Genomic DNA, 20563 nt, shown 5'->3' with positions numbered 1-20563 from the left:
GATTAAGGGGGGTAATTTGACTTGTGTGTACACGGTAGCCAATACATACGGGGAGGGTTAGGGAGGGGTAAAAAATATTTGATACATCAATCACGACTTTTCAAACATCCTCTAATAGAGAAGCTCGATTTTCAGGGTAAAAATGTAGACAGGACAACGCTTTTGGGCAAATTGCCACTATTTGATAAACATTTCAGATCAATCCCTTAACGATGCAAAATTTTTCAGATTACTGACAGTATTTTATGTTTCTATTTAGCCTACGTATTTATTGATCAATTTAATATCAAGCTAATATAAATAAAGGTTTTTAAGTGCAATCACTGGAGTGTTTTAGCACACTAGCATAATTTATGCAAGCGAAAATCTCGTGAATATGTCTGCAAAAATATACTGAATAATTTAACAAAATTTATTATTTGCCTTCTCATGTCTCAGAAAATATACGGTCACAATCATTAACTAATTATAGATATCCTTTATTAGAGCTAATTAGCTCCTAACGGCACGGCGCTAACGCTGCGATCGCAAAGCGTCATATTGGCGCAGCCCTCGTAGAAAAGCTGGCTCACCGTTTTTACCACTTTAGTCAGCAGCTACTTTTTCAACTAGGAAGGTAAAAAATGGAATGGGCTATTTACAAAAAGAATACGGGCAGTTTTGTAATAGCAGTCGCAATTATGACTGGTGTTGGCATCATCTCGTATCTTAGTTTGCTTCAGTATAGAGAAAACGCTCACTGGGTAACACATACACGGGAGGTGCTTGAAAGGACAAAAGAAGTCATGTCAGAGATCAAAGATGCAGAGACTGGACAACGAGGCTATCTTCTCACCGGCAAAGAACGGTATCTGGAACCCTATCGCACTGCAACTGGCGAGATTGCTCAGAAACTTCAGGCTCTACGCCAATTGACTGCGGATAATCCAAATCAACAGCGGCGGCTCGATCGCCTTGAACCTCTGATAACTAAAAAACTGGTTTTGATTGAACAGACGATTAACGCTAGGAGCAAAAACTTAGAGTCCGCGTTGCAAATAGTTCAGACAGATCGGGGTCAGCAGATTATGGAGGACATCCGAATGCTGACTACAGCTATGGAAAATGAAGAAAATGAGTTGTTGAAACAGCGTTCAATGGAGGCAAATGCCAGCGCTCATCAAACAACTTTGCTGACTATTTTTGGCAGCATTATCGCTTCTGCGGTCGTCGGTTTAGCAGCCACAATCACCAATCAGGAACTCGTCAAACGCAAACGGATGGAAAATTCTCTGCAAAAGGCTCGCGATGAATTAGAAATAGAGGTTAACAAACGGACTGCCGAACTGAGAAACACTAACGAAGAATTGCAAACTGAAATTAATGAGCGTAAAAAGGCACAGTCAGAGATTCTGCGTCTGAACGTCCAGCTTGAGCAGCGAGTTGCAGAACGCACAGCACAACTCGAAGCCACTAATAAAGAGATGGAAGCATTTAGTTATTCTGTGTCTCACGACCTGCGCGCCCCCTTGCGGAGTATCGACGGCTTTAGTCAAGCACTACTAGAAGATTATGCTGATCAACTGGACGCACTAGGTCAAAACTACCTCCAACGAGTGCGTGCAGCCACCCAGCGAATGGCACAACTGATCGATGATTTATTGAATCTGTCACGATTAACGCGTAGTGAGATGCGTTACGAAAAGGTCGATCTGAGCGCACTGGTGGAGGCGATCGCTACAGACTTGCACAAAACCCAACCAGAACGCCAAGTGGAGTTTATCATTACGCCGGGATTGGTTGCTAATGGTGATACTCATCTGTTGCGGATTGTGCTAGAAAACCTGCTGGGTAATGCCTGGAAGTTTACAGGAAAACATCAAAAAGCACGGATAGAATTTGGGCTTTTACAGCAAGATGACACCCGTGTGTATTTTGTCCGTGATGATGGCACAGGCTTCGATATGGCCTATATTGACAAACTCTTCGGTGCTTTTCAGCGCCTACACGCCATGACTGAGTTTGAAGGTACTGGTATCGGACTAGCTACGGTACAGCGCATTGTTCACCGTCATGGTGGCCGTGTTTGGGCAGAAAGCGTAGTGGAGCAAGGCGCAACATTTTACTTCACCCTTTAACTAGAGGAATAGACCATGATTTTACTTGTAGAAGACAATCCTGATGATGAAGCGCTAACCCTACGCGCACTCAAGAAAAACAATATTTTGAACGAGGTGGTGGTGGCACGCGATGGGGTAGAAGCCCTAGATTATCTCTTTGGTAAAGGTGTGTATGCCGATCGCGACATGAGCGTGATGCCGAATCTCATCCTTCTAGATTTGAAGTTGCCTAAAATGGATGGTATGGAAGTTTTGCGACAGCTACGAACCGACGACAGGACAAAAATCCTTCCCGTCGTCATTCTCACCTCCTCCAAAGAGGAGCAAGACTTAATCAATGGTTACAGCTTGGGAGCCAACAGCTATGTTCGCAAACCAGTAGACTTTTCCCAATTCAGTGAAGCAGTGCGACAACTAGGATTGTACTGGTTTGTCTTAAACGAATCACCACCAAGGATATAGCTTCTACCAATCCTCCAAAATCAGGTTATAGACGTAAGGCTGACTTTCTTAATTACGAATTACGAATTACGAATTACATGGGTATACCTCTGCGCGTATTACTTGTTGAGGATTCAGAAGACGACGCTTTGTTGATGCTGCGTGAACTGCAACATGGTGGCTACGAAGTAACCTTTGAACGGATTGATACACCCACAGCCATGAAAGCTGCGATCGCAGAGCAAACATGGGATATCGTGATCTGCGATTATTCCATGCCCACCTTTAGCGCCCCTGCTGCATTGAAGCAGGTCAAGGAAAGTGGACTTGACCTGCCATTCATTATCGTCTCAGGAACTATTGGTGAAGATACCGCAGTAGCCGCGATGAAAGCTGGTGCCCATGACTACATTATCAAAGGCAATCTAGCACGGCTTACCCCTGCTGTTGCCCGCGAGTTGCGCGAGGCACAGGTGAGATGGGAGCGTAAACAAGCAGAGGAGCAGATTAAAGCATCGCTTCAAGAAAAAGAGGTGCTATTGAAAGAGATTCATCACCGGGTAAAAAATAATTTGCAGATTATTTCTAGTCTGCTCAACCTGCAAGCAGAATATCTCAAGGACAATCAAGCCCTTGAGGTATTCAAAGATAGCCAAAACCGGATTGAATCAATGGCTCTGATCCACGAGAAATTGTATCAATCTCAAGACTTGGCCAAGATTAATTTTGCCGACTATATCCAAGATTTAGTAACTAATTTATTTTATTCATACAACGTTAATTCCAGCGATATTACCTTGAAAATGAACGTTGAGGAGGTTTTTCTAGCCATTGATGCAGCTATTCCTTGTGGTTTGATTATCAATGAACTTATTTCAAATTCTCTAAAATATGCCTTTCCCCAAAGAGAACCGGGAGAAATTTGTATTGACTTTTGCTCTATACAACCCAATTTATTTACACTTAATATCAGTGATAATGGTGTCGGTTTTGCCCAAGATTTTGACTTTCAAGCTACAGAATCATTAGGTTTACGATTAGTCAAAGGTCTAATACATCAGCTCCAAGGCAATATCGACTTTACCAGTAACAATGGAGTAGAGTATAAAATTATATTCCCAACTAAAAATTTCTAACTTTATAAGTTAAACAAAATCATGAATCCAGTAAATATATTAGTTGTTGAAGATGAAATCATCGTAGCAATGGATATACAAAATCGGCTCAAAAAATTTGGATACAGTGTTATGGCACTTGCCGATTCGGGAGAAGAAGCAATTAGGAAAGCAGCAGATGATTCTCTTGATTTAGTTTTAATGGATATTCACCTTAAAGGAAAAATGGATGGTGTGGAAGCCGCTCAGATAATTCATAATCTTTTTAATATTCCAGTAATATATCTTACTGCTAATGCAGATGAATCAACATTAAATCGAGCAAAGGTGACAGAGCCATTCGGCTATATTCTCAAGCCTTTCAAAGAAAAAGAATTAAAGTTCACGATTGAAATTACCCTTTCTAAACATCGGACGGAAAGAAAATTAAAACAGAATGAACAATGGCTAACTACTGTACTTAAAAGTATTGGGGATGCTGTAATTACTAGCGATGAAGCTGGAACTGTAACTTTTATGAATCCAATTGCGGAGGAACTGACGGGTTGGAATTATTCAGATGCATTTGGCAAAGAAGCAGCAGAAGTATTCAATATTGCTCATGAACAAACTCGTATAAAAATTGAAAGTCCTGTAAAGAAAGTCCTTCAGTCTGGCGTTACTGTCGGTCTACCAGAACAGACGATACTTATTGCTAAAAACGGTACAGAAATCCCAATTGATGATAGTGTTGCACCAATTAAAGATGACAACGGCAACATCACGGGTGCAGTTTTGGTCTTTCAGGATATCACCGAACGCAACGAAATTCTGGAGGCACTCGCGCGTCGCCAACAAGAATTCAAAGCACTAGTTGAAAATGCACCTGATATTATTTCCAGATTTAACACTGAATTGCGCTACGTTTACGTTAATCCAGCTATTGAAAAAGTTACAGGAATATCAGCCGAAACATTTATTGGCAAAACAAACGCAGAGTTAAGTCTGCCAGAAGAATTTTGTCTTATATGCGATCGCAAGCTTGGGCAAGTTTTCCAAACCAAGGAAGAAACGGAGTTTGAATGCAGTTTAGCGATCGGTCAGCAAACAAAACATTACCATGCCCGCCTTGTCCCTGAACTAGCTAACGATGGTTCAGTATATTTTGTTTTAAGTATCGCTCGCAACATTACTGCTCTAAAACTTGCGGAGGCACAATTAATTCATGATGCCTTTCATGATATGCTAACCGGCCTGCCAAACCGTGCCTTATTTATGGAACGGCTAGAGCGTGCGCTCATGCAGGTAAAACGACGCGCGAACTATACATTCGCTGTTCTCTTTCTAGACCTAGATCGCTTCAAATTTATCAACGACAGTCTCGGTCACATGATTGGCGATCAACTACTAACTGCCCTTGCTCGTAGATTGGAAAATTGCCTACGTGCTGGAGACACAGTTGCCCGTCTAGGGGGAGATGAGTTTACAATTTTGCTTGACGATCTCCAAAATGCCAATGACGTAATCAACGTAGTCGAGCGGATACACGAAGCTTTGACATTTGCGTTCCAACTCAGTGGGTACGAGGTATTTACCACCGTCAGTATTGGCATCGCTCTGAGCAAGGGTAGTTATAACCGACCGGAGGAACTTTTGCGCGATGCTGACATTGCAATGTATCGCGCTAAAGCATTGGGTAAGGCACGCCATGAGATATTTGACTCAACCATGTACACCCAAGTAACGCAGCTATTAGAGTTAGAGATGGATCTACGACGGGCAGTTGAACGCCAGGAGTTTCAGGTTTATTACCAGCCAATTGTTTTATTAGAAACTTACAAAATTATTGGCTTCGAGGCACTCGTTCGCTGGCAGCACCCGCAACATGGATTAGTATCTCCAGACAACTTTATTCCCCTGGCAGAAGAAACTGGGCTGATTATCCCTATTGGTTATTGGGTACTAGGCGAGGCTTGTCGGCAGATGCGTGCTTGGCAAGTACAATTTCCTACTGATCCACCCTTGACAATTAGTGTAAATCTTTCCACTAAGCAGTTTTCCCAACCTAGCCTGATTGAGAAAATTAACCAAATTATCCAAGAGACTGGTTTGGAAAGTAGCAGTTTAAAGCTGGAGATTACCGAAAGCGTACTTATGGAGAATATTCAATTAGCAACTTTTATGATCTTGCAACTGCAACAGATGAATATCCAATTACACTTAGATGATTTTGGCATCGGCTATTCATCCTTGAGTTATCTGCATCGCTTTCCCAGTAATGCCTTGAAGATCGATCGCTCCTTTATTGCTAAGATCGGTGCTGATGGAGAAAACTTAGAGATTGTTCAAGCGATCGTCGCTCTAGCAAAGAGTCTAAATATAGATGTCATAGCAGAGGGCGTAGAAACACTAGAGCAACTGACGCAACTTAGAGCTATGAAATGCAAATATGCACAGGGATATTTTTTCTCCAAACCCCTCGATAACAAGTCGGTAGAAACATTGATTTTATCTGGCATTGAACCTAGTTAGCTTCGTGTAACTAACCCGGCAAAAGCCCGATATTACAACCAATTCAGAACCGCTATAGTTAATTTGTGTTGTTAAGCAAATTCTTGGAGGCGCAGCTAAACTTACCCTCAAAAAGCATCAAGCTTTAAGAAAGCTGCGAAAACTAATGACTGATGACTTTTTCAATCACAAAAAGCTACTTTTTGACCTATGGGCATCGAGTTACGATTGGTTCTTTCCTTCAGTGTTTTATCGAGCCATTCACCAACGATTGCTGGAGTATATCGATTTACCAGAGCCAGCAAATGTACTTGATATAGGCTGTGGCACTGGACGTTTGCTTGCGCGCCTTGCTACTCAGTTTCCCAATCTACGAGCTACCGGATTGGATTTATCTGCTAATATGTTGCGGGTAGCAAGACAGAACAACCGCCACCGTCCACACTTAATTTATATTGAGGGCAAAGCTGAGTCTCTTCCCTTTGCTGATGGTCAATTTAATGCTGTTTTCAGTACTATCAGCTTCTTGCACTATTTGGAACCTAAACAAGTGGTTAGTGAGATCGCACGCGTACTTTCTCCTGGGGGACGCTTTTATTTGGTTGATATTACTTCCAAAAAAGAGACAGAACCTCAATTATTGCCTATCTCTCCCCGTGGAATTAGACTCTACAGCCCTAATCAACGTCAGCTTCTTGGCTCCTCTGCTGGGCTATTGTGTTTGAATCACCATTATTTACTAGGCCCTGTCTTACTAACGATTTTTGCTAAACCTCTAAGTTGAAATAGGGAATAGGAAAGAGTAAAAGGCTGGAAACATCTTGTATTAAGCCTTGTTGTGGATATCTTAAATTACGAATTAGTCTGACCTCGATATTCCATAAATACCACAGGAACTTTGAGCAGCCTTTTAGCTAACTGTGAGAATCTAAATTTCCTCTTAAGCGTAGATAAGCCTATTGTCTTGGGAAATTGTGGCAAGTCTTCAAAAGATATTGGCACAAAGTTAAAGCGACTGTAAAAGTGTACCAGTCGTTGACCTAAGCATTCCAGATAAAGTGGTTGCGTTGCTGTATTAATCAAATGCTGCGTTAGTAAACTACCCAAACCGCGACCTCTCCAAGCTGATGCAACGACCAAGCTACCAAGTTCTTGTGCCCCCGAGAAATTACGTAGTTGTCCGCAAGCTACAAGATTATCATTGCATTCAATTACCCAAAATTGCTGCCAATTTAATTGAGTTGGGTCAAGTTTGGCTGAAAATACCAGCAATCGAATCGACCACTGATCCGCAGAGGTTGCCTTGCGAAGCATACACCCAGATGGTAACGATAGATTGTTCTGGTTCATTAATTAGACTTTGATAGTTTGTATCACCATCATCACACCATATTATTCGCCTAGCCAGACTCAGATCGCTTGCTATTTCCTGGCAACTATCAATAAGGCAATTTCAAACATCCTCTAAGACATAAAACCCGTTCCAGGTTCTCCCTTAGCCATAAGAAGGGTTGTAAGGTTAAATAACTCTACATTTCTGGATTTTTTCAGCATACATGAGTAATACTAAACAATACTTCCGATAGAGGTAGAAATCAGCCATAACTATATCTGGATAGATGCATTCATACTCCTAATTTTTTAAGATAATCTCAAAGATAAATAATAAGGGATGTAATCATGGCTGAACAACAAAAATCTAATAATGAACAACCTGCGTCTACTGCTTCTCCTGACGCCGAAACCCCTATCGACGAAAGTATCCGCAAAACTGGTGATGCAGAAAAGAGTGATGCTAAATCCACTGCTACTCCAGAAGCTCCAGAAAACGATGGTGTAGCAGGTAGCCCCAATCAAGGAACTGAGTCACGTTAATTGATTTGAACCTTCCCAACTTTTAATCATCTCGTGGGGTCTTTTGTTGTAACCCTAATACAGTAAATTTAGAGTGGAAATGTGGTGTTACACTACATCTCCACTTGCTTTTTGTGTCAAAATTTGCATTGTTTCTACGTTGGTGCGTTAGCGTAGCTTACCGCAGCTATGTTTATTCTCGTGTGGGTACTCGCGGTCAGGAATTTGTTCTCGTTGACTATGATACTGCCCTCAGTCTAGCTCTTAGTAATTTACATATAGCGATCGCTCAGGATAATGGTCTCAATATCTTGAGCGAATTTTTGAGGTTTTCCGCCGTCTTCATACTCGTCGAGAATTTTCTGGTACAGGCATTGGTCTAGCTATCTACAAAAAGATCGTTGAGCGGTATGGTAGTCGCATCTGGGCTGAGTAGGAACCGGGCCGGGCGTAGGAACAGTATTTTATCTTACCGTCAACGCAAATTAAGGTATCTTGATATATATATCTAATAAGCGCTTACTAACCTTCTGTTAAGCGGATTCTTCCTATCCCTATCTAAAAAATAGGAAATCAGGTGATTATCTAACAAATTGATATAACCCTGTACTATGGAAAAGCTCACAATTCACATTCTATTAGTAGAAGATAGTGCAAGTGATGCTCATCTGCTACGCCGGATATTTTTAAATTCAGATCAAGAACAATGGCAGATGTTACATGTTGAACGGTTATCTGAGGCAATAGAAGCTAGCAGGGAAAATTCTACGTCTACCCTTGATAATTCTCAGATAGAGAGTCGAAAGCAACGCAGATTCGATCTAGTTTTGTTGGATCTCGGCCTTCCAGACTCTATTGGACTGGACACGTTGAAAAAATTTAGGGCAGCAGTACCTGATATCCCAGTTGTGGTATTAACAGGTGTTGATGATGAACATTTAGCACTGCAAGCATTAGCAGAAGGAGCGCAAGACTATTTAGTTAAAGATAAAATTACTATACAACGGTTAGTACGTGCCATTCGCTATGCCATTGAAAGAAGCGAAATTCTCAACCAACTACGCGAGAGTGAAGAACGCACCCGTCAGGCGCTGGCAAAAGAACAGGAACTCAACGAGTTAAAGTCAAGCTTTGTAGCAATGGTTTCTCACGAGTTCCGCACCCCTATGACTACGATTCGGACGGCTGTAGATATCCTTGAATACAATAGCAATAAACTAACTGATGGCCGAAGAACTAAATATTTCGCTCGAATACAAAATGCTATCAACCAGATGCTTAATCTCTTAGATGAAATATTGTTCTTAAGTAAAACGGAAGCAGCTAAACTCGAATACAAACCTACACTTTTAAATTTAAAAGATTTCTGTAGCGAACTCACAGATATTCTTCAACTAAATGCAGGTAGTAAACACAGCATTATCTTTACTTTTGAAGGTGAATCGACCCAAGTCCAAATGGATGAAGACCTACTAAATTGTATTTTAACCAATTTGATATCCAATGCTATCAAATATTCCCCTGAGAATGACACTATTTGGTTTGATTTGATTTGCAAAGATCGCCTCGCAATTTTCCAGATCAGAGATCGGGGAATGGGCATTCCTTTAAAAGACCAAACTCATTTATTCCAAACCTTCTATCGCGCCAGCAATGTGGGTGTAATTCAAGGAACAGGACTGGGACTCACTATAGTTAAAAAATGTGTGGAGTTACATAGTGGTCATATTCAATTAGAAAGTGAGCAAGGTGTTGGTACAACTGTAATTGTCACTTTGCCACTACAATAGACCTCTCGCAAAAATATATTTTTGCACTCTTAGGGAAAAGGAAAAAGGTTAAAGGGAAAGGATTTTGAGTTTCTTTACCCTTTACCCCGACTTTTGCAAGAAGTCTAATATTTCCATATATCTTTTGATGTATGGAAATATTTTTTAATATAAAATTACGTAAATAATAGTCGAGAAGAATGATTTCTAGGTAGGGGCAATAAAGTATCTTTTCTATAAAATGCAAATTTGCTTACATGAATTGTCCATACCTACAGCGAGTTTTGGCTAAGTTCTAATTTTTTCAAACAATACATTGCTACGTGGATTTTCTATTTTCCAGAGCAAGTAATTATTGTCACCATATACAACAAACGTTTTATAATTATAATTTGTTTCTATTTGCTTGCGCCAGCTATCTGAAGGATTTAGTAAAAAAATATCAGTGAACCCATTCGGAATATTGGGTATAGAACGGTCTTTTACTAATTGGAACTGCACTTTTGGTTCTAAAAGATAGCTGAGAGAAAAGACATTCCCGTAATTAATACCAGAATCATTACTAATCAAAAGTGGATGAGTAGCCTGATTAATAATTTTTGCAACTTGTGGATTACCAGAGCTAATAACCTTACTCCACCAAGTTTCAGCCTGAGAACTCACTCCATAAGAAACTAGCCCGCAAATAATCACTAGTCCCATAATTATTTGCCAGATTCTCCGGCGTACAAAACTCTTATTATGTAGCTGCGTAGCTAGTAAGTAAGTAACAGCTAGTTGAATTCCTAAATAAGAAATTAATAAATAACGTTCGGCAAGTGAGCGTATACCCCCAAAAAGTAAATCTGGTAGCATTAAAGGTAATGCAGGAATCATAATCAGCGTGACGATAAACAACCAGATTTTATAGTTACTTTTTCGACAAATAAAATAAATAGAATATCCAAAAAGAACTAAAAACAATGGCGTAATTACATAGTTAAACGGATTTTCAAAGCCTGAATTTAAATCAAGAAAAATCCGATTTAACTGTAAAAGCCAAGATTTAATTAAAACATCTAAGGGTAAATGTCTTTTTGTCCAGGCTGTTGAACTTTTTAATTGCAACAAGTTAACTATTATAACTATTATCCAAGGTGTAAAAGCTAACAATCCTGCTAAAGATGCTAATAGATAAGCTTTTACTATTCTCGTAAACTTAAATTTCGCAGTGGCAATTACATAAATACCATGAGCAACCATGACAAATCCACTGAACAAAAATGTATAGAGACTAAGCATTAAAGTGACTGCATACATTCCCCAATTTAATATGCGTAGTACTCGATCTTTTGATTCTAACCGTAATGCTCGTAGTAATGAAGCGCTGCATAGTAATACAGTCACTATCCAGAGAATATATTCTCGTGCTTCTTGGGCATATATTAAGTGAATAGGGGAGATTGCCATGAGTGCGATCGCAACCTCCGATACCCATGCCGATGCTTTAAATAATTCTCGACACAGCCAATAAATACTCGGAAAAATCAGCAAGCTGATGAAGGCAGATAAACTTCTAATTACCGTTACTGAATTGCCAAAGATTCCCACCCAAAACCGAGCAATTATATAATACAGTGGTGGATGCTGTGGATCGTCTACCTCCAAAGATCTAATTGTGTCACGTAAGCCTTTTTCCATATTGGGACTTTGGAATTTGGCAAAACTTTCCTTATTAATTATGCGACCATTAAATATTTGCTGCTTAACTTCATTTGCCGTATAACCAGAAATTCGCAATGATGTGAAAGTCTCATCGTGCCAGTAAACTTTACGGTCAAGGTTAAAAAAACGAAAAAATATACCCACCATTAACAAAACGACAATAAGAAACTGCAACCTATTTGGAGCAAGTTGGAGATGCCGCATAACTAAATTTCACAATAACTTGTACAACAATTATCTACTTTAACGAAACAACTTTATGAGTCTCAAAACTAGTTATTAAAAATGTCTAACCAAATAGACGCGGTATGGAGGCGATCGCTCAAAGCAAATAAATCATCAGGGTGAAAGTTCTGCTGCACCTGTACATTGTATTGTTGCGCGGTCAAATGTCCAATCTCTACCTATGCAGAAACTCAAAGTGGCGTAAATTCTGCACACAATCGGGGGTTTAAGTTCTTGCACGAGTCGTGGAAGATGATAGCTACGGTGTATACACAAGTCGAATTACCCCCCTTAATCCCCCCTTTCTAAAGCAGGGCTGTTTCATTCCCTAAAAGTCCTTAATTTACAAGCGTATCAGTCAAAAAAATCAGGTTGTTAACAATCCAATTCAGACAAAAACCAGGCGATCGCACTTAAATTTATCGGTTGAAGCCGTAATTTTTCGATTACCAACTTACTCAAATTTTTGGCTGATACTGTTGACAAAATCGCGATCTGAACGAATGAAACAGCCCTGCCTTTCTAAAGCAGGGCTGTTTCATTCCCCAAAGAGCTTTAAAAATCAAGGGTTATAGCAATTAAAAATTAGTTATTTTGTTACTAGCGTGCCGATGAAACCAACTATTTTACTGATATTTCAGTGCTTAAATATTCATCTCTTCGTCACGCTTACTTACAATTTTCTTGCTAACCATCTTGACAAATCCTGTTTGAAATGGAATGAATCAGCCCTGCCTTTCTAAAGGGGGAAACCAGAAAATCGAGTTGCTTCCCCAATCCATCGGGGAGGGTTAGGGTGGGGTGCTTATTTATGATTTATGGAAGAATACGCTCACAAGGTTGCAGATAATTTATTATTAAGTGAGGTATTACGTTGGCGCAAATTACGAGTTTTAGTCAATTTCCAGATTGAATAATAGTTATCACTATAAACAATATCTGTCTTGAATTTATACTTTTTTTCTATAGTTTTGCCCCAAGCCTCTGAAGGATTAAGTAAAAACACATCAGTAAACCCATCAGGAATTTTAGGAATTTTTTGATTGTTCACCAATAGAAATCGCACTTTCGCTTCCAAAAGATAGCTTAAAGAAAAGACATGACCATAATTATTACCCAAAGCATCACTAATCAAAAGTGGACGATTACTCTGATTAATGATTTGGGCTACTTGGGGATTGCCATAATTCATATCCTTATTCCACCAAGTTTCTGCCTGGGAACTCACCTTAGAAGAAATCAAACCACAAATAACCACTAATGCCATAATTATGTGCCAAATTCTGCGACGTGACACACTCGCATTATATAGTTGCGTAGCTAGTAAATAAGCAACAGCTAATTGGATTCCTAAATAAGATGGGATTAAATATGCTTCGGCAGACGATCGTATACTCCCAGCAATTAAATCTCGCAGTATTAGGGGTAATGCTGGTACTACAATTAATATAATGATAAAAGACCAGACTTTATAGTTAGTTGAGCGACAAATAAAATAAATTGAATATCCTACTAAAGTTAAAAAAACTAGTGCAATTAAATAGCCTAGAGAATTTTCTGCTTTCAGACCTACATCAAAGAAAATCCGGCTTAACTGCATTAATAAAAATGGAAATAAAGGTATTAAATCTGACTGTATTGTTGTTTTATCTGCTGAAATTAAAAATTGAAAATAGTCACCAATTACAACTGTTATCCAAGGCATGAAAGCTAAAAAACTCACTAGTGATGCTAGCAGATAAGTTCTCACAGTTTCAGTAAACTTAAATTTGGCAGTGATCATCACATAAATTCCATGAGCAACTGCTACAAATGCACTCCAAAGAAAGGTATAAAGACTAATGGCTAAGGTGACTGCATAAATGCTCCAGATAGTGAATGAATCAGGTTTTTGGCGTTCTTTTGCTAGCTCATATTCTAACCGTATAGCTCGCAGCAGAGACGCACTGGATAGTAAAATTGTGACTAACCAAAGAATATATTCTTGTGCTTCTTGGGCGTATACTAAGTGAATTGGAGAGATAGCCATGAGTGCGATCGCAACACCAGGAACCGATAATGGCACATTAAATAATTCTCGGCATAGCCAATAAACACAAGGAAACACCAGCAAACTGATACAGGCTGATAAACTTCTAATCGCCGTCACCGAATTACCAAAGATTTCCATCCACAATCTGGCTATTATGTAATACAACGGTGGATGCTGAGAATCTTGTTTTGCCAAAGACATAATTGTGTCATTTAAGCTTTTTTCTGGATTTGTACCTTGAAACTGAGCAAAACTTTCTCTGGCAATAACACGACCATTAAAAATTTGCTGTTTTACTTCAGTTTTTGTGTAACCAGAAATTCGCAATGAGGTATAAGTTTCATCATGCCAGTAAACTTTGCCATCAAGGTTAAAAAAGCGAAATAATATACCCATCGCCAATAAGAATATAATTACAAACCGCAACCAACTCGGAGCAAATTTGAGATGGCGCATAAGTGGGTTTCCTAAAAATTTTTCTCAAATGATCTAATTAAGCGTACTGGATGAGGTGCCGCAGCTACGCCCGTCGTGGACATCACCAAGACTTTCAGCAAAGCCTATTTGTTAAACATCGCCAACCATACTTTTATTTGATTGGGAAGATTGACAATCAACACCTCTCCTTTATTAACTACCAAAAGGATTAGACAAGATTGTATCAAATCCCGCAAAACTGGATTTGGTTTTGAAACCGAGATATCAATGGAGTGTAAAATACACTAGATGTAGCCGTATTTGTGGTACAGCGATTTCACAACTACTGTGCATTGGTTCATAGCTTTGCAAGTTGGGTTATAGTTCTCAATTCTCCTACCTGTAAAAAGGGTATTCGCCTAATGGCGAACGAAAGATTGTTTCTTGCTTCCAGGACAGGGGTAGAAAGGGCAATCGCCACTTGGTATTGTTAACTAATAAGAATTCGAGGTAGCAGTTTAAAGTAGCTGTATCAGCAGATTAAGAATACTCCTTTGGCAAGAAGATAAACTCTTGCTTTTAAGTTATCGGAGGCTAAGATCGCGCAGATGCCACAGCAGAATTTTTTGCGTTCGATTTCCAAAAGGTTTTTGAGAGTGCCACTCCGTGTAGCTTTTGTAGTACCTTTCATCCTGCAAATCTCTGTTGCTGTAGGCTTAACAGCGTTCTTATCTTTAAAAAATGGTCAGAAAGCTGTTAATGAGGTTGCTACTCAGCTACGGAATGAAGTTACAACTCGGATTCATCAACATGTGACCGATTACATAAAAATCCCCCAACTCGTCACTCAGATTAACGCCAATGCTGTCCATATTGGTCAGTTAAGTTTAAAAGATGCAAAAAGTTTAGAACACCATTTATGGCATCAAATACAGTTATTCAAGCCCTTAAGTCCGATCGCTTTTGCAAGTACACAAGGAGAAATTCATTCAGTTGATCGCCTTTACGATGGTTCACTAGTCATCCGAAAAAAAGATCAATCAACAGGTAACAATTACTATACTTACAGCACAGATCATCAAGGTAATCTTGTCAAGTTAATTCAAATTAACAAAACCTTTGATCCTCGCATTCGCCCCTGGTATACAAATGCTGTGAAAGCGGGCAAACTTACTTGCACAGAAATTTATTCATATTTCTCTTCATCAGGGCTAGCGTTCAGTGCAACCCAACCTCTTTATGACCAGACAGGGACTTTGCTTGGAGTGACAAATGCAACGTTATCTCTTTCACAGTTGAGTGAGTTCTTGCACGGTTTAAAGATTGGTCGCTCAGGAAAAACATTTATTGTCGAGCATTCTGGAGAGTTGGTAGCAACCTCAACCGCGGAGCAACCTTTTATCCTGAGTTATGAGGGAGGAAAAAAGACATCCAAACGGCTCAGAGCGATCGCTAGTAGCGATCGGATCACTCATCTGACAATACAGTATTTGCAGTCCCAATTTGGTAACTTTAGAAACATTTCTTCTAGTCAACAGCTAGAATTTGAAATTGATGGCAAGCGGCAATTCGTACAGTTAATGCCCTTTACAGCCGACTGTGGGCTAAATTGGGTAATTATCGTGGTGGTTCCAGAAGCCGACTTTATGGAGCATATCGAAGCTAACACCCGAACCACTATTTTGCTGTGTTTAGGAGCCTTGATCTTGGCTACAGGTATAGGAGTGATTACTTCTCATTGGATTACTCAACCAATTCTGTGTTTGAGCTTTGCCTCAAAGGAAATCGCTAATGGGAAGTTAGACCAAACCGTTAAAGTAGAAGGCATCAACGAACTAAGAGTTCTTGCTCAGGCTCATAATCAAATGGCTGCTCAATTACAAGATTCATTTGCTGGACTCTTAGAGGCTAACAGGCAATTAGAAGCTGAAATTAACGAGCGTAAGCAGGTAGAAGAACAGTTACGACATAATGCATTTCACGATGCACTGACAGGTTTACCAAACCGAGCTTTCTTTATGGAGAGCTTAAAACACACACTCCAGCGAGCCAAGCGACAGAAGAATTATTTATTTGCTGTACTATTTCTCGACTTGGATCGGTTTAAGGTGATCAATGACAGTCTCGGACACTTAAAAGGAGACCAATTTCTAATTGCTATTGCAAATAAATTAGGAGTATGCATACGCTCTACGGATATAGCTGCACGGCTTGGGGGAGACGAATTTACAATCCTGCTTGACGAAATCCAGAATGTGTCAGAAGCCATTAAAGTAGCTGAACGAATTCAACAAGAACTGACATTACCCCTTGAGCTTGACGGGCAAGAAGTATTTACAACGGCAAGTATTGGCATTGCCCTGAGTTCGACAGTAGACTATGACCAACCAGAAAACTTGCTAAGGGACGCTGATACAGCTATGTACCGAGCCAAGGCGCTGGGCAAAGCTCGTTATGAACTATTTAACCAAGAGATGTATACTAAGGCTCTGGTCAGATTGCAGTTAGAGAACGATCTACGCCGAGCGATCGAACGCCACGAGTTTCAGCTTTATTACCAACCGATTGTTTCCCTCGCTAATGGCAGACTTATAGGCTTTGAGGCTCTGCTGCGCTGGCAGCATCCAGAGCGTGGTTTGATTTCTCCCACAGATTTTATCCCCCTAGTAGAAGAAACCGGAATGATTGTCGACGTTGGTTACTGGACACTACATGAGGCGTGCCGCCAGATGCAAAGCTGGCAGGTGAGCCATCCAACAAACTCATTAGAGAAAATCAGCGTTAATCTCTCAGTCAAGCAATTTTCTCAACGGGATTTAATTGAACAGATTGGGGAAATTTTGCGCTCGACTGGTCTTGATGCTAGCAGTCTGATGTTAGAAATTACTGAAAGTGCAATTATGGAAAATGGCGATGAGGCAAATGCCGCACTCTCAGAATTTCAGAAGATGGGCATTAAGTTATCAATTGATGATTTCGGTACAGGCTACTCTTCATTAAGCCGTCTCCATAGCTTTCCGATTAGTGTGTTGAAAATTGACCGTTCCTTTGTCAGCCCCATAGATGCTAATGGCAAGAATTTAGAAATTATTGAGATAATTATCACATTGGCACACAAATTAGGTATGGATGTTACCGCCGAAGGAGTGGAGACAAAAGAGCAGCTAGCATTTTTAAGGAAGTTGAACTGTGAATATGGACAAGGATATTTTTTCTCGCGTCCGTTGGAGAAGGCAGCAGCAGTGGCATTAATCGTGAAAAATTCTCAGTGGTAAGGGTTTCTTGAGAGGATTTGGATAACGCCATCTGGCAAAGTCTGCAATATTAGATATAGTTAAAAAATCAATAGTTTTAAACTGCCGATCAATAGCAGGAAGGCTGCATATTTTAGCTCCAATATTTAAGTATGCCTGTAAAATTTTAGGAATCTCAACATTAGATGAATCTGAAAAATTTTGAGTCAGTTCTAGACAAAATTGTGAATTTGGGTAAACCAAAATACTTGGATGCATCAAGTTATTCTGCCGAAAATAATCATAAGCGCAAGTAGCTTGCCTAGTACATTGTGTGAGTAATGATGCACAGCCAAAGAAATATTGGTTTTTACTCCAGATGAGATAATTTGCCAGCCCTTCCCAGAGTAGTAAAAGTGCCTGACTATTGCGATATTCTTTAGCTATACATGCACGCCCAAGTTCCACTGATGCCTGAAGCACAGAATTAGGAATTCCATTAAGATTAAATATATCGGTAGCATCAAAGCCTAGTCTTTGAGAAGCCATTATATAGGTCTGCATCCGATAAGTTCCAATCGTTTTACCCGTATGTTTGGAGATTAGGATTAAATGATGGCAAACCGCATCAAACTTATCTATATCCATCTGGGTAAAGTTAGAAGCAGAAAATCCCAAGCCTAGTTCAAGATTAAAAACTTCAAAGCGCAACCGAAAAATTGATTCTAGTTCTTCTTCAGTTGAAGCCAGCCGTAGGATATATTTTTCAGTTTGAAGGACGGGAAAATCTTCAAGAGGGGGAGGAGGATTCAGTGGGTAATTGATGCGTCCAGAAACTTCCATCTATCTTCCTACTTAGATTTGCGAAAATATTCTACTAGGATTTAGGCACTATACAAATAGCTCACATTATGCATTAATGTGTCGAAGTGTAATTGAGATAGTTTTCGAGCAAAGATCCTTTAGAGCAATACGCTTGAGTTAAGGATTTTTGGTACTGATTTTTGACCTGTAAAGACGCGTTAGCGCAGCAGTAAGTTAGCATAGCGTCTTGTAGAGAAGCCTAGTCCAATTTCGTGTCTCTACAGTATTTTAGGTTGAACTGAACGCTATTGTGGTCTAGAGAGCTTTTTTACTTTCTTAGATTAGGGTTAGAGTGCTTTTATTATGGGCATTAATTCCCAAAAAATCTGGCAATAAGATACAAAATTTTCTTTTGATATACGCTATAGATGTAAGTCATAGCATTTTACACAAACCCTGATCTACAGCAGAATTCAGAATCCAGAATGGGCTGCGCCCCGTTGCGCTAACAGAATTCAGGAGTAAAACACGCTTTATATTTGGGCAACAGACTTAGCTTGTGTACCTCACCAACTTGAAATCTGCTGTATATTGTGACGACCATTAACCTCAGTGAAGGAGTTATGTCAATTGGTCGACCGAGAGAACTTGCTATACTTTTCAAAAGTTGAAGTATCACAACAAGCCTGATCAAAAAAAATTTTAGAATTTTCAGCTTCAAAACCAGTTCTGCCAGTTCTGAATTAATTTGCTAACTGCACATCAAAGGGCTATTTTTGCTTGCTAGAGTGTGAGTAGTTCACGTAAAATATAATGCCATTGTTGCAGCAGTTCTCATGACCTCATCTGCGTCGTTTGACACATTAGAGTCTTTACAGGCGAATATCGCTGAATTGATCGTTCGTTTACCGACATTAAAAAATCGGCAATTTATTCAACAAGCACTTACTACTATTGTTCGTCTAGCTGATAATGAAATTGAGCGTCTCGATTGGAAAATATTATCCGCTGCATTAGCAGATATGGAGCGCGGTTTCCAGCTTTTTTATGATTACCGACACGTTCGCAAAATCACCATCTTTGGTTCTGCTCGTCTAGCGCCAGATAGACCAGAATATCAAATGGCCCTTGAGTTTGCTCGCATTGTTTCTCAATTAGGATTTATGGTGATGACTGGTGGTGGTGGTGGAATCATGCAGGCGGGTCATGAAGGTGCAGGGCGAGAAAATTCCTTTGGATTAAACATTCAATTACCCTTTGAACAGCAAGCAAACCCTTTTATAGAGGGTGATCCCAAGCTAATTAACTTCAAATATTTCTTCACCCGTAAGCTGTTTCTTCTCAAAGAAAGTGATGCTGTAGCCTTGTTTCCGGGAGGCTTTGGTACTCAAGATGAAGCTTTTGAATGTATGACATTAAGCCAAACTGGTAAATTTGGGCCAGTACCTTTAGTTTTAATTGATCGCCCCGGTGGTGATTACTGGCGCTCTTGGAGCGAATATATTGATAAGCAATTAGTGCAAAATGGTCTTGTCAATCCTGAAGACCCCAGTCTTTACACGGTGACAGATAACCTGGATGTGGCTTGTGATGCTATCACCGGTTTTTACCAGGTTTATCATTCCAGCCGCTATGTAGGTGAGAAGTTAGTCATCCGCCTGAAGACAGATATATCAGACGCTCTGTTAGAACAACTAAATGCTGATTTTAGCGACATTATTATTCAAGGAAGAATTGAAAAAAGTCAGGCATTACCTCAAGAAGCACAAGATGAAACTGTTGGACTACCTCGCCTCATTTTATATTTCAATCAACGCGATTTAGGGCGCTTGTATCAGATGATTGCCACAATTAACCGGATGGGTACTCCTTCGCCAGAGGATGCAGCGCATCCAGAAAGGAAGTAGGCATTAAAAAAGACAGGGGGAGAATTTTGAATTACTTTCCCTTTCTTGGCTTTAAGGTCATAGAACAATACGGTTCGGTTAAAGGGGAAAGGGAAAGGGGGAAAAAACTTTTAACCCTTAATCTTTAACCTTTCCTCCAAAGGTAATTCTGAGTTCAAAATGCTGATCCGAACCGTATTGGGTCATAGAAGTGCGTCAATGAATAGCCAGTAGTAGACATCACCAGTTCCTGAATCAGTCCAACGGCTAATATCTCCACATATCTGCAAGTCTGCTGTTTGATATAAGTATTTTTATCACAAATCTCATGCGGCTATCTATCTTCATGAGCAATGGGCATTTTGGCATTGTTAAATAAGCCAGGAAAACAATATGATTCACCCTACTTACAGATGAGAAAAACACTAGTTATTATGACTCAATACTGATTTTTGTAAAAAAGCTTGTATATTAGCACAGTAAACAACGCTTGA

General features: G+C 39.8%; 13 protein-coding genes and 1 pseudogene. 10 read left to right on the top strand and 4 right to left on the bottom strand.

The window, feature by feature from the left end:
* Positions 1–623 precede the first annotated feature (623 nt).
* The 5 genes from RMY27_RS25040 to RMY27_RS25020 all read left to right on the top strand — a co-directional run bounded on the left by RMY27_RS25040 (position 624) and on the right by RMY27_RS25020 (position 6929).
* Positions 624–2117, top strand: coding sequence for a sensor histidine kinase (locus RMY27_RS25040; RefSeq protein ID WP_322667580.1), 1494 nt, complete (start codon positions 624–626; stop codon positions 2115–2117).
* A gap of 15 nt (positions 2118–2132) precedes the next feature.
* Positions 2133–2561 (top strand): response regulator, encoded by a 429-nt coding sequence (locus RMY27_RS25035; RefSeq protein WP_194042586.1) that lies wholly within the window; start codon positions 2133–2135, stop codon positions 2559–2561.
* A 77-nt stretch (positions 2562–2638) separates the two neighbouring features.
* Entirely contained in the window at positions 2639–3676 is a 1038-nt protein-coding gene (locus RMY27_RS25030; RefSeq protein WP_322667579.1) for a sensor histidine kinase, read from the top strand.
* A gap of 21 nt (positions 3677–3697) precedes the next feature.
* Complete coding sequence (locus RMY27_RS25025; protein WP_322667578.1) at positions 3698–6166, top strand: EAL domain-containing protein; 2469 nt, start codon at positions 3698–3700, stop codon at positions 6164–6166.
* Positions 6167–6311: 145 nt separating this feature from the next.
* A complete protein-coding gene (locus tag RMY27_RS25020; protein ID WP_322667577.1) occupies positions 6312–6929 on the top strand; it encodes a class I SAM-dependent methyltransferase in 618 nt (205 codons plus the stop codon).
* 68 nt (positions 6930–6997) lie between these two features.
* On the opposite strand, the gene RMY27_RS25015 is transcribed toward RMY27_RS25020, so the two are convergent.
* Positions 6998–7495: a GNAT family N-acetyltransferase gene (locus tag RMY27_RS25015; RefSeq protein ID WP_322667576.1), complete on the bottom strand. Its 498-nt coding sequence runs from the start codon at positions 7493–7495 to the stop codon at positions 6998–7000.
* A gap of 330 nt (positions 7496–7825) precedes the next feature.
* On the opposite strand from RMY27_RS25015, the gene RMY27_RS25010 reads away from it, so the two are divergent.
* From RMY27_RS25010 to RMY27_RS25000, 3 genes and pseudogenes are all read left to right on the top strand, one after another.
* Positions 7826–8020 carry a hypothetical protein gene (locus RMY27_RS25010; RefSeq protein WP_322667575.1) on the top strand — a complete coding sequence of 65 codons (195 nt, stop codon included), beginning with the start codon at positions 7826–7828 and terminating at the stop codon, positions 8018–8020.
* A gap of 283 nt (positions 8021–8303) precedes the next feature.
* Positions 8304–8435 (top strand): annotated as a pseudogene (locus RMY27_RS35605) (ATP-binding protein); the annotation flags it as partial.
* Positions 8436–8610: 175 nt separating this feature from the next.
* Positions 8611–9789: a hybrid sensor histidine kinase/response regulator gene (locus RMY27_RS25000; RefSeq protein WP_322667573.1), complete on the top strand. Its 1179-nt coding sequence runs from the start codon at positions 8611–8613 to the stop codon at positions 9787–9789.
* Positions 9790–10056: 267 nt separating this feature from the next.
* Here RMY27_RS25000 and RMY27_RS24995 read toward each other — a convergent pair whose 3' ends face one another.
* Together RMY27_RS24995 and RMY27_RS24990 are read right to left on the bottom strand one after the other, a co-directional pair.
* Entirely contained in the window at positions 10057–11676 is a 1620-nt protein-coding gene (locus RMY27_RS24995; RefSeq protein WP_322667572.1) for a glycosyltransferase family 39 protein, read from the bottom strand.
* An 853-nt stretch (positions 11677–12529) separates the two neighbouring features.
* Positions 12530–14185 (bottom strand): glycosyltransferase family 39 protein, encoded by a 1656-nt coding sequence (locus RMY27_RS24990; protein ID WP_322667571.1) that lies wholly within the window; start codon positions 14183–14185, stop codon positions 12530–12532.
* A 617-nt stretch (positions 14186–14802) separates the two neighbouring features.
* On the opposite strand from RMY27_RS24990, the gene RMY27_RS24985 reads away from it, so the two are divergent.
* Positions 14803–17421, top strand: a complete 2619-nt coding sequence (locus RMY27_RS24985) for an EAL domain-containing protein (RefSeq protein WP_322667570.1) — start codon at positions 14803–14805, stop codon at positions 17419–17421.
* Here RMY27_RS24985 and RMY27_RS24980 read toward each other — a convergent pair.
* Positions 17395–18222 carry a GNAT family N-acetyltransferase gene (locus RMY27_RS24980; protein WP_322667569.1) on the bottom strand — a complete coding sequence of 276 codons (828 nt, stop codon included), beginning with the start codon at positions 18220–18222 and terminating at the stop codon, positions 17395–17397. The two genes, RMY27_RS24985 and RMY27_RS24980, sit on opposite strands and share 27 nt — an antisense overlap.
* 797 nt (positions 18223–19019) lie before the next feature.
* Here RMY27_RS24980 and RMY27_RS24975 point away from each other — a divergent pair.
* The gene (locus RMY27_RS24975; protein ID WP_322667568.1) at positions 19020–20090 is read left to right on the top strand and encodes an LOG family protein; all 1071 of its coding nucleotides are present in this window, start codon (positions 19020–19022) and stop codon (positions 20088–20090) included.
* Positions 20091–20563 lie beyond the last annotated feature (473 nt).

It is taken from the genome of Nostoc sp. DedQUE09 (assembly GCF_034530915.1).
Lineage (GTDB): Bacteria > Cyanobacteriota > Cyanobacteriia > Cyanobacteriales > Nostocaceae > Nostoc.
The sequence above is the reverse complement of the archived record's forward strand: the minus strand, read 5'-3'. Positions and strand labels throughout refer to the sequence as shown.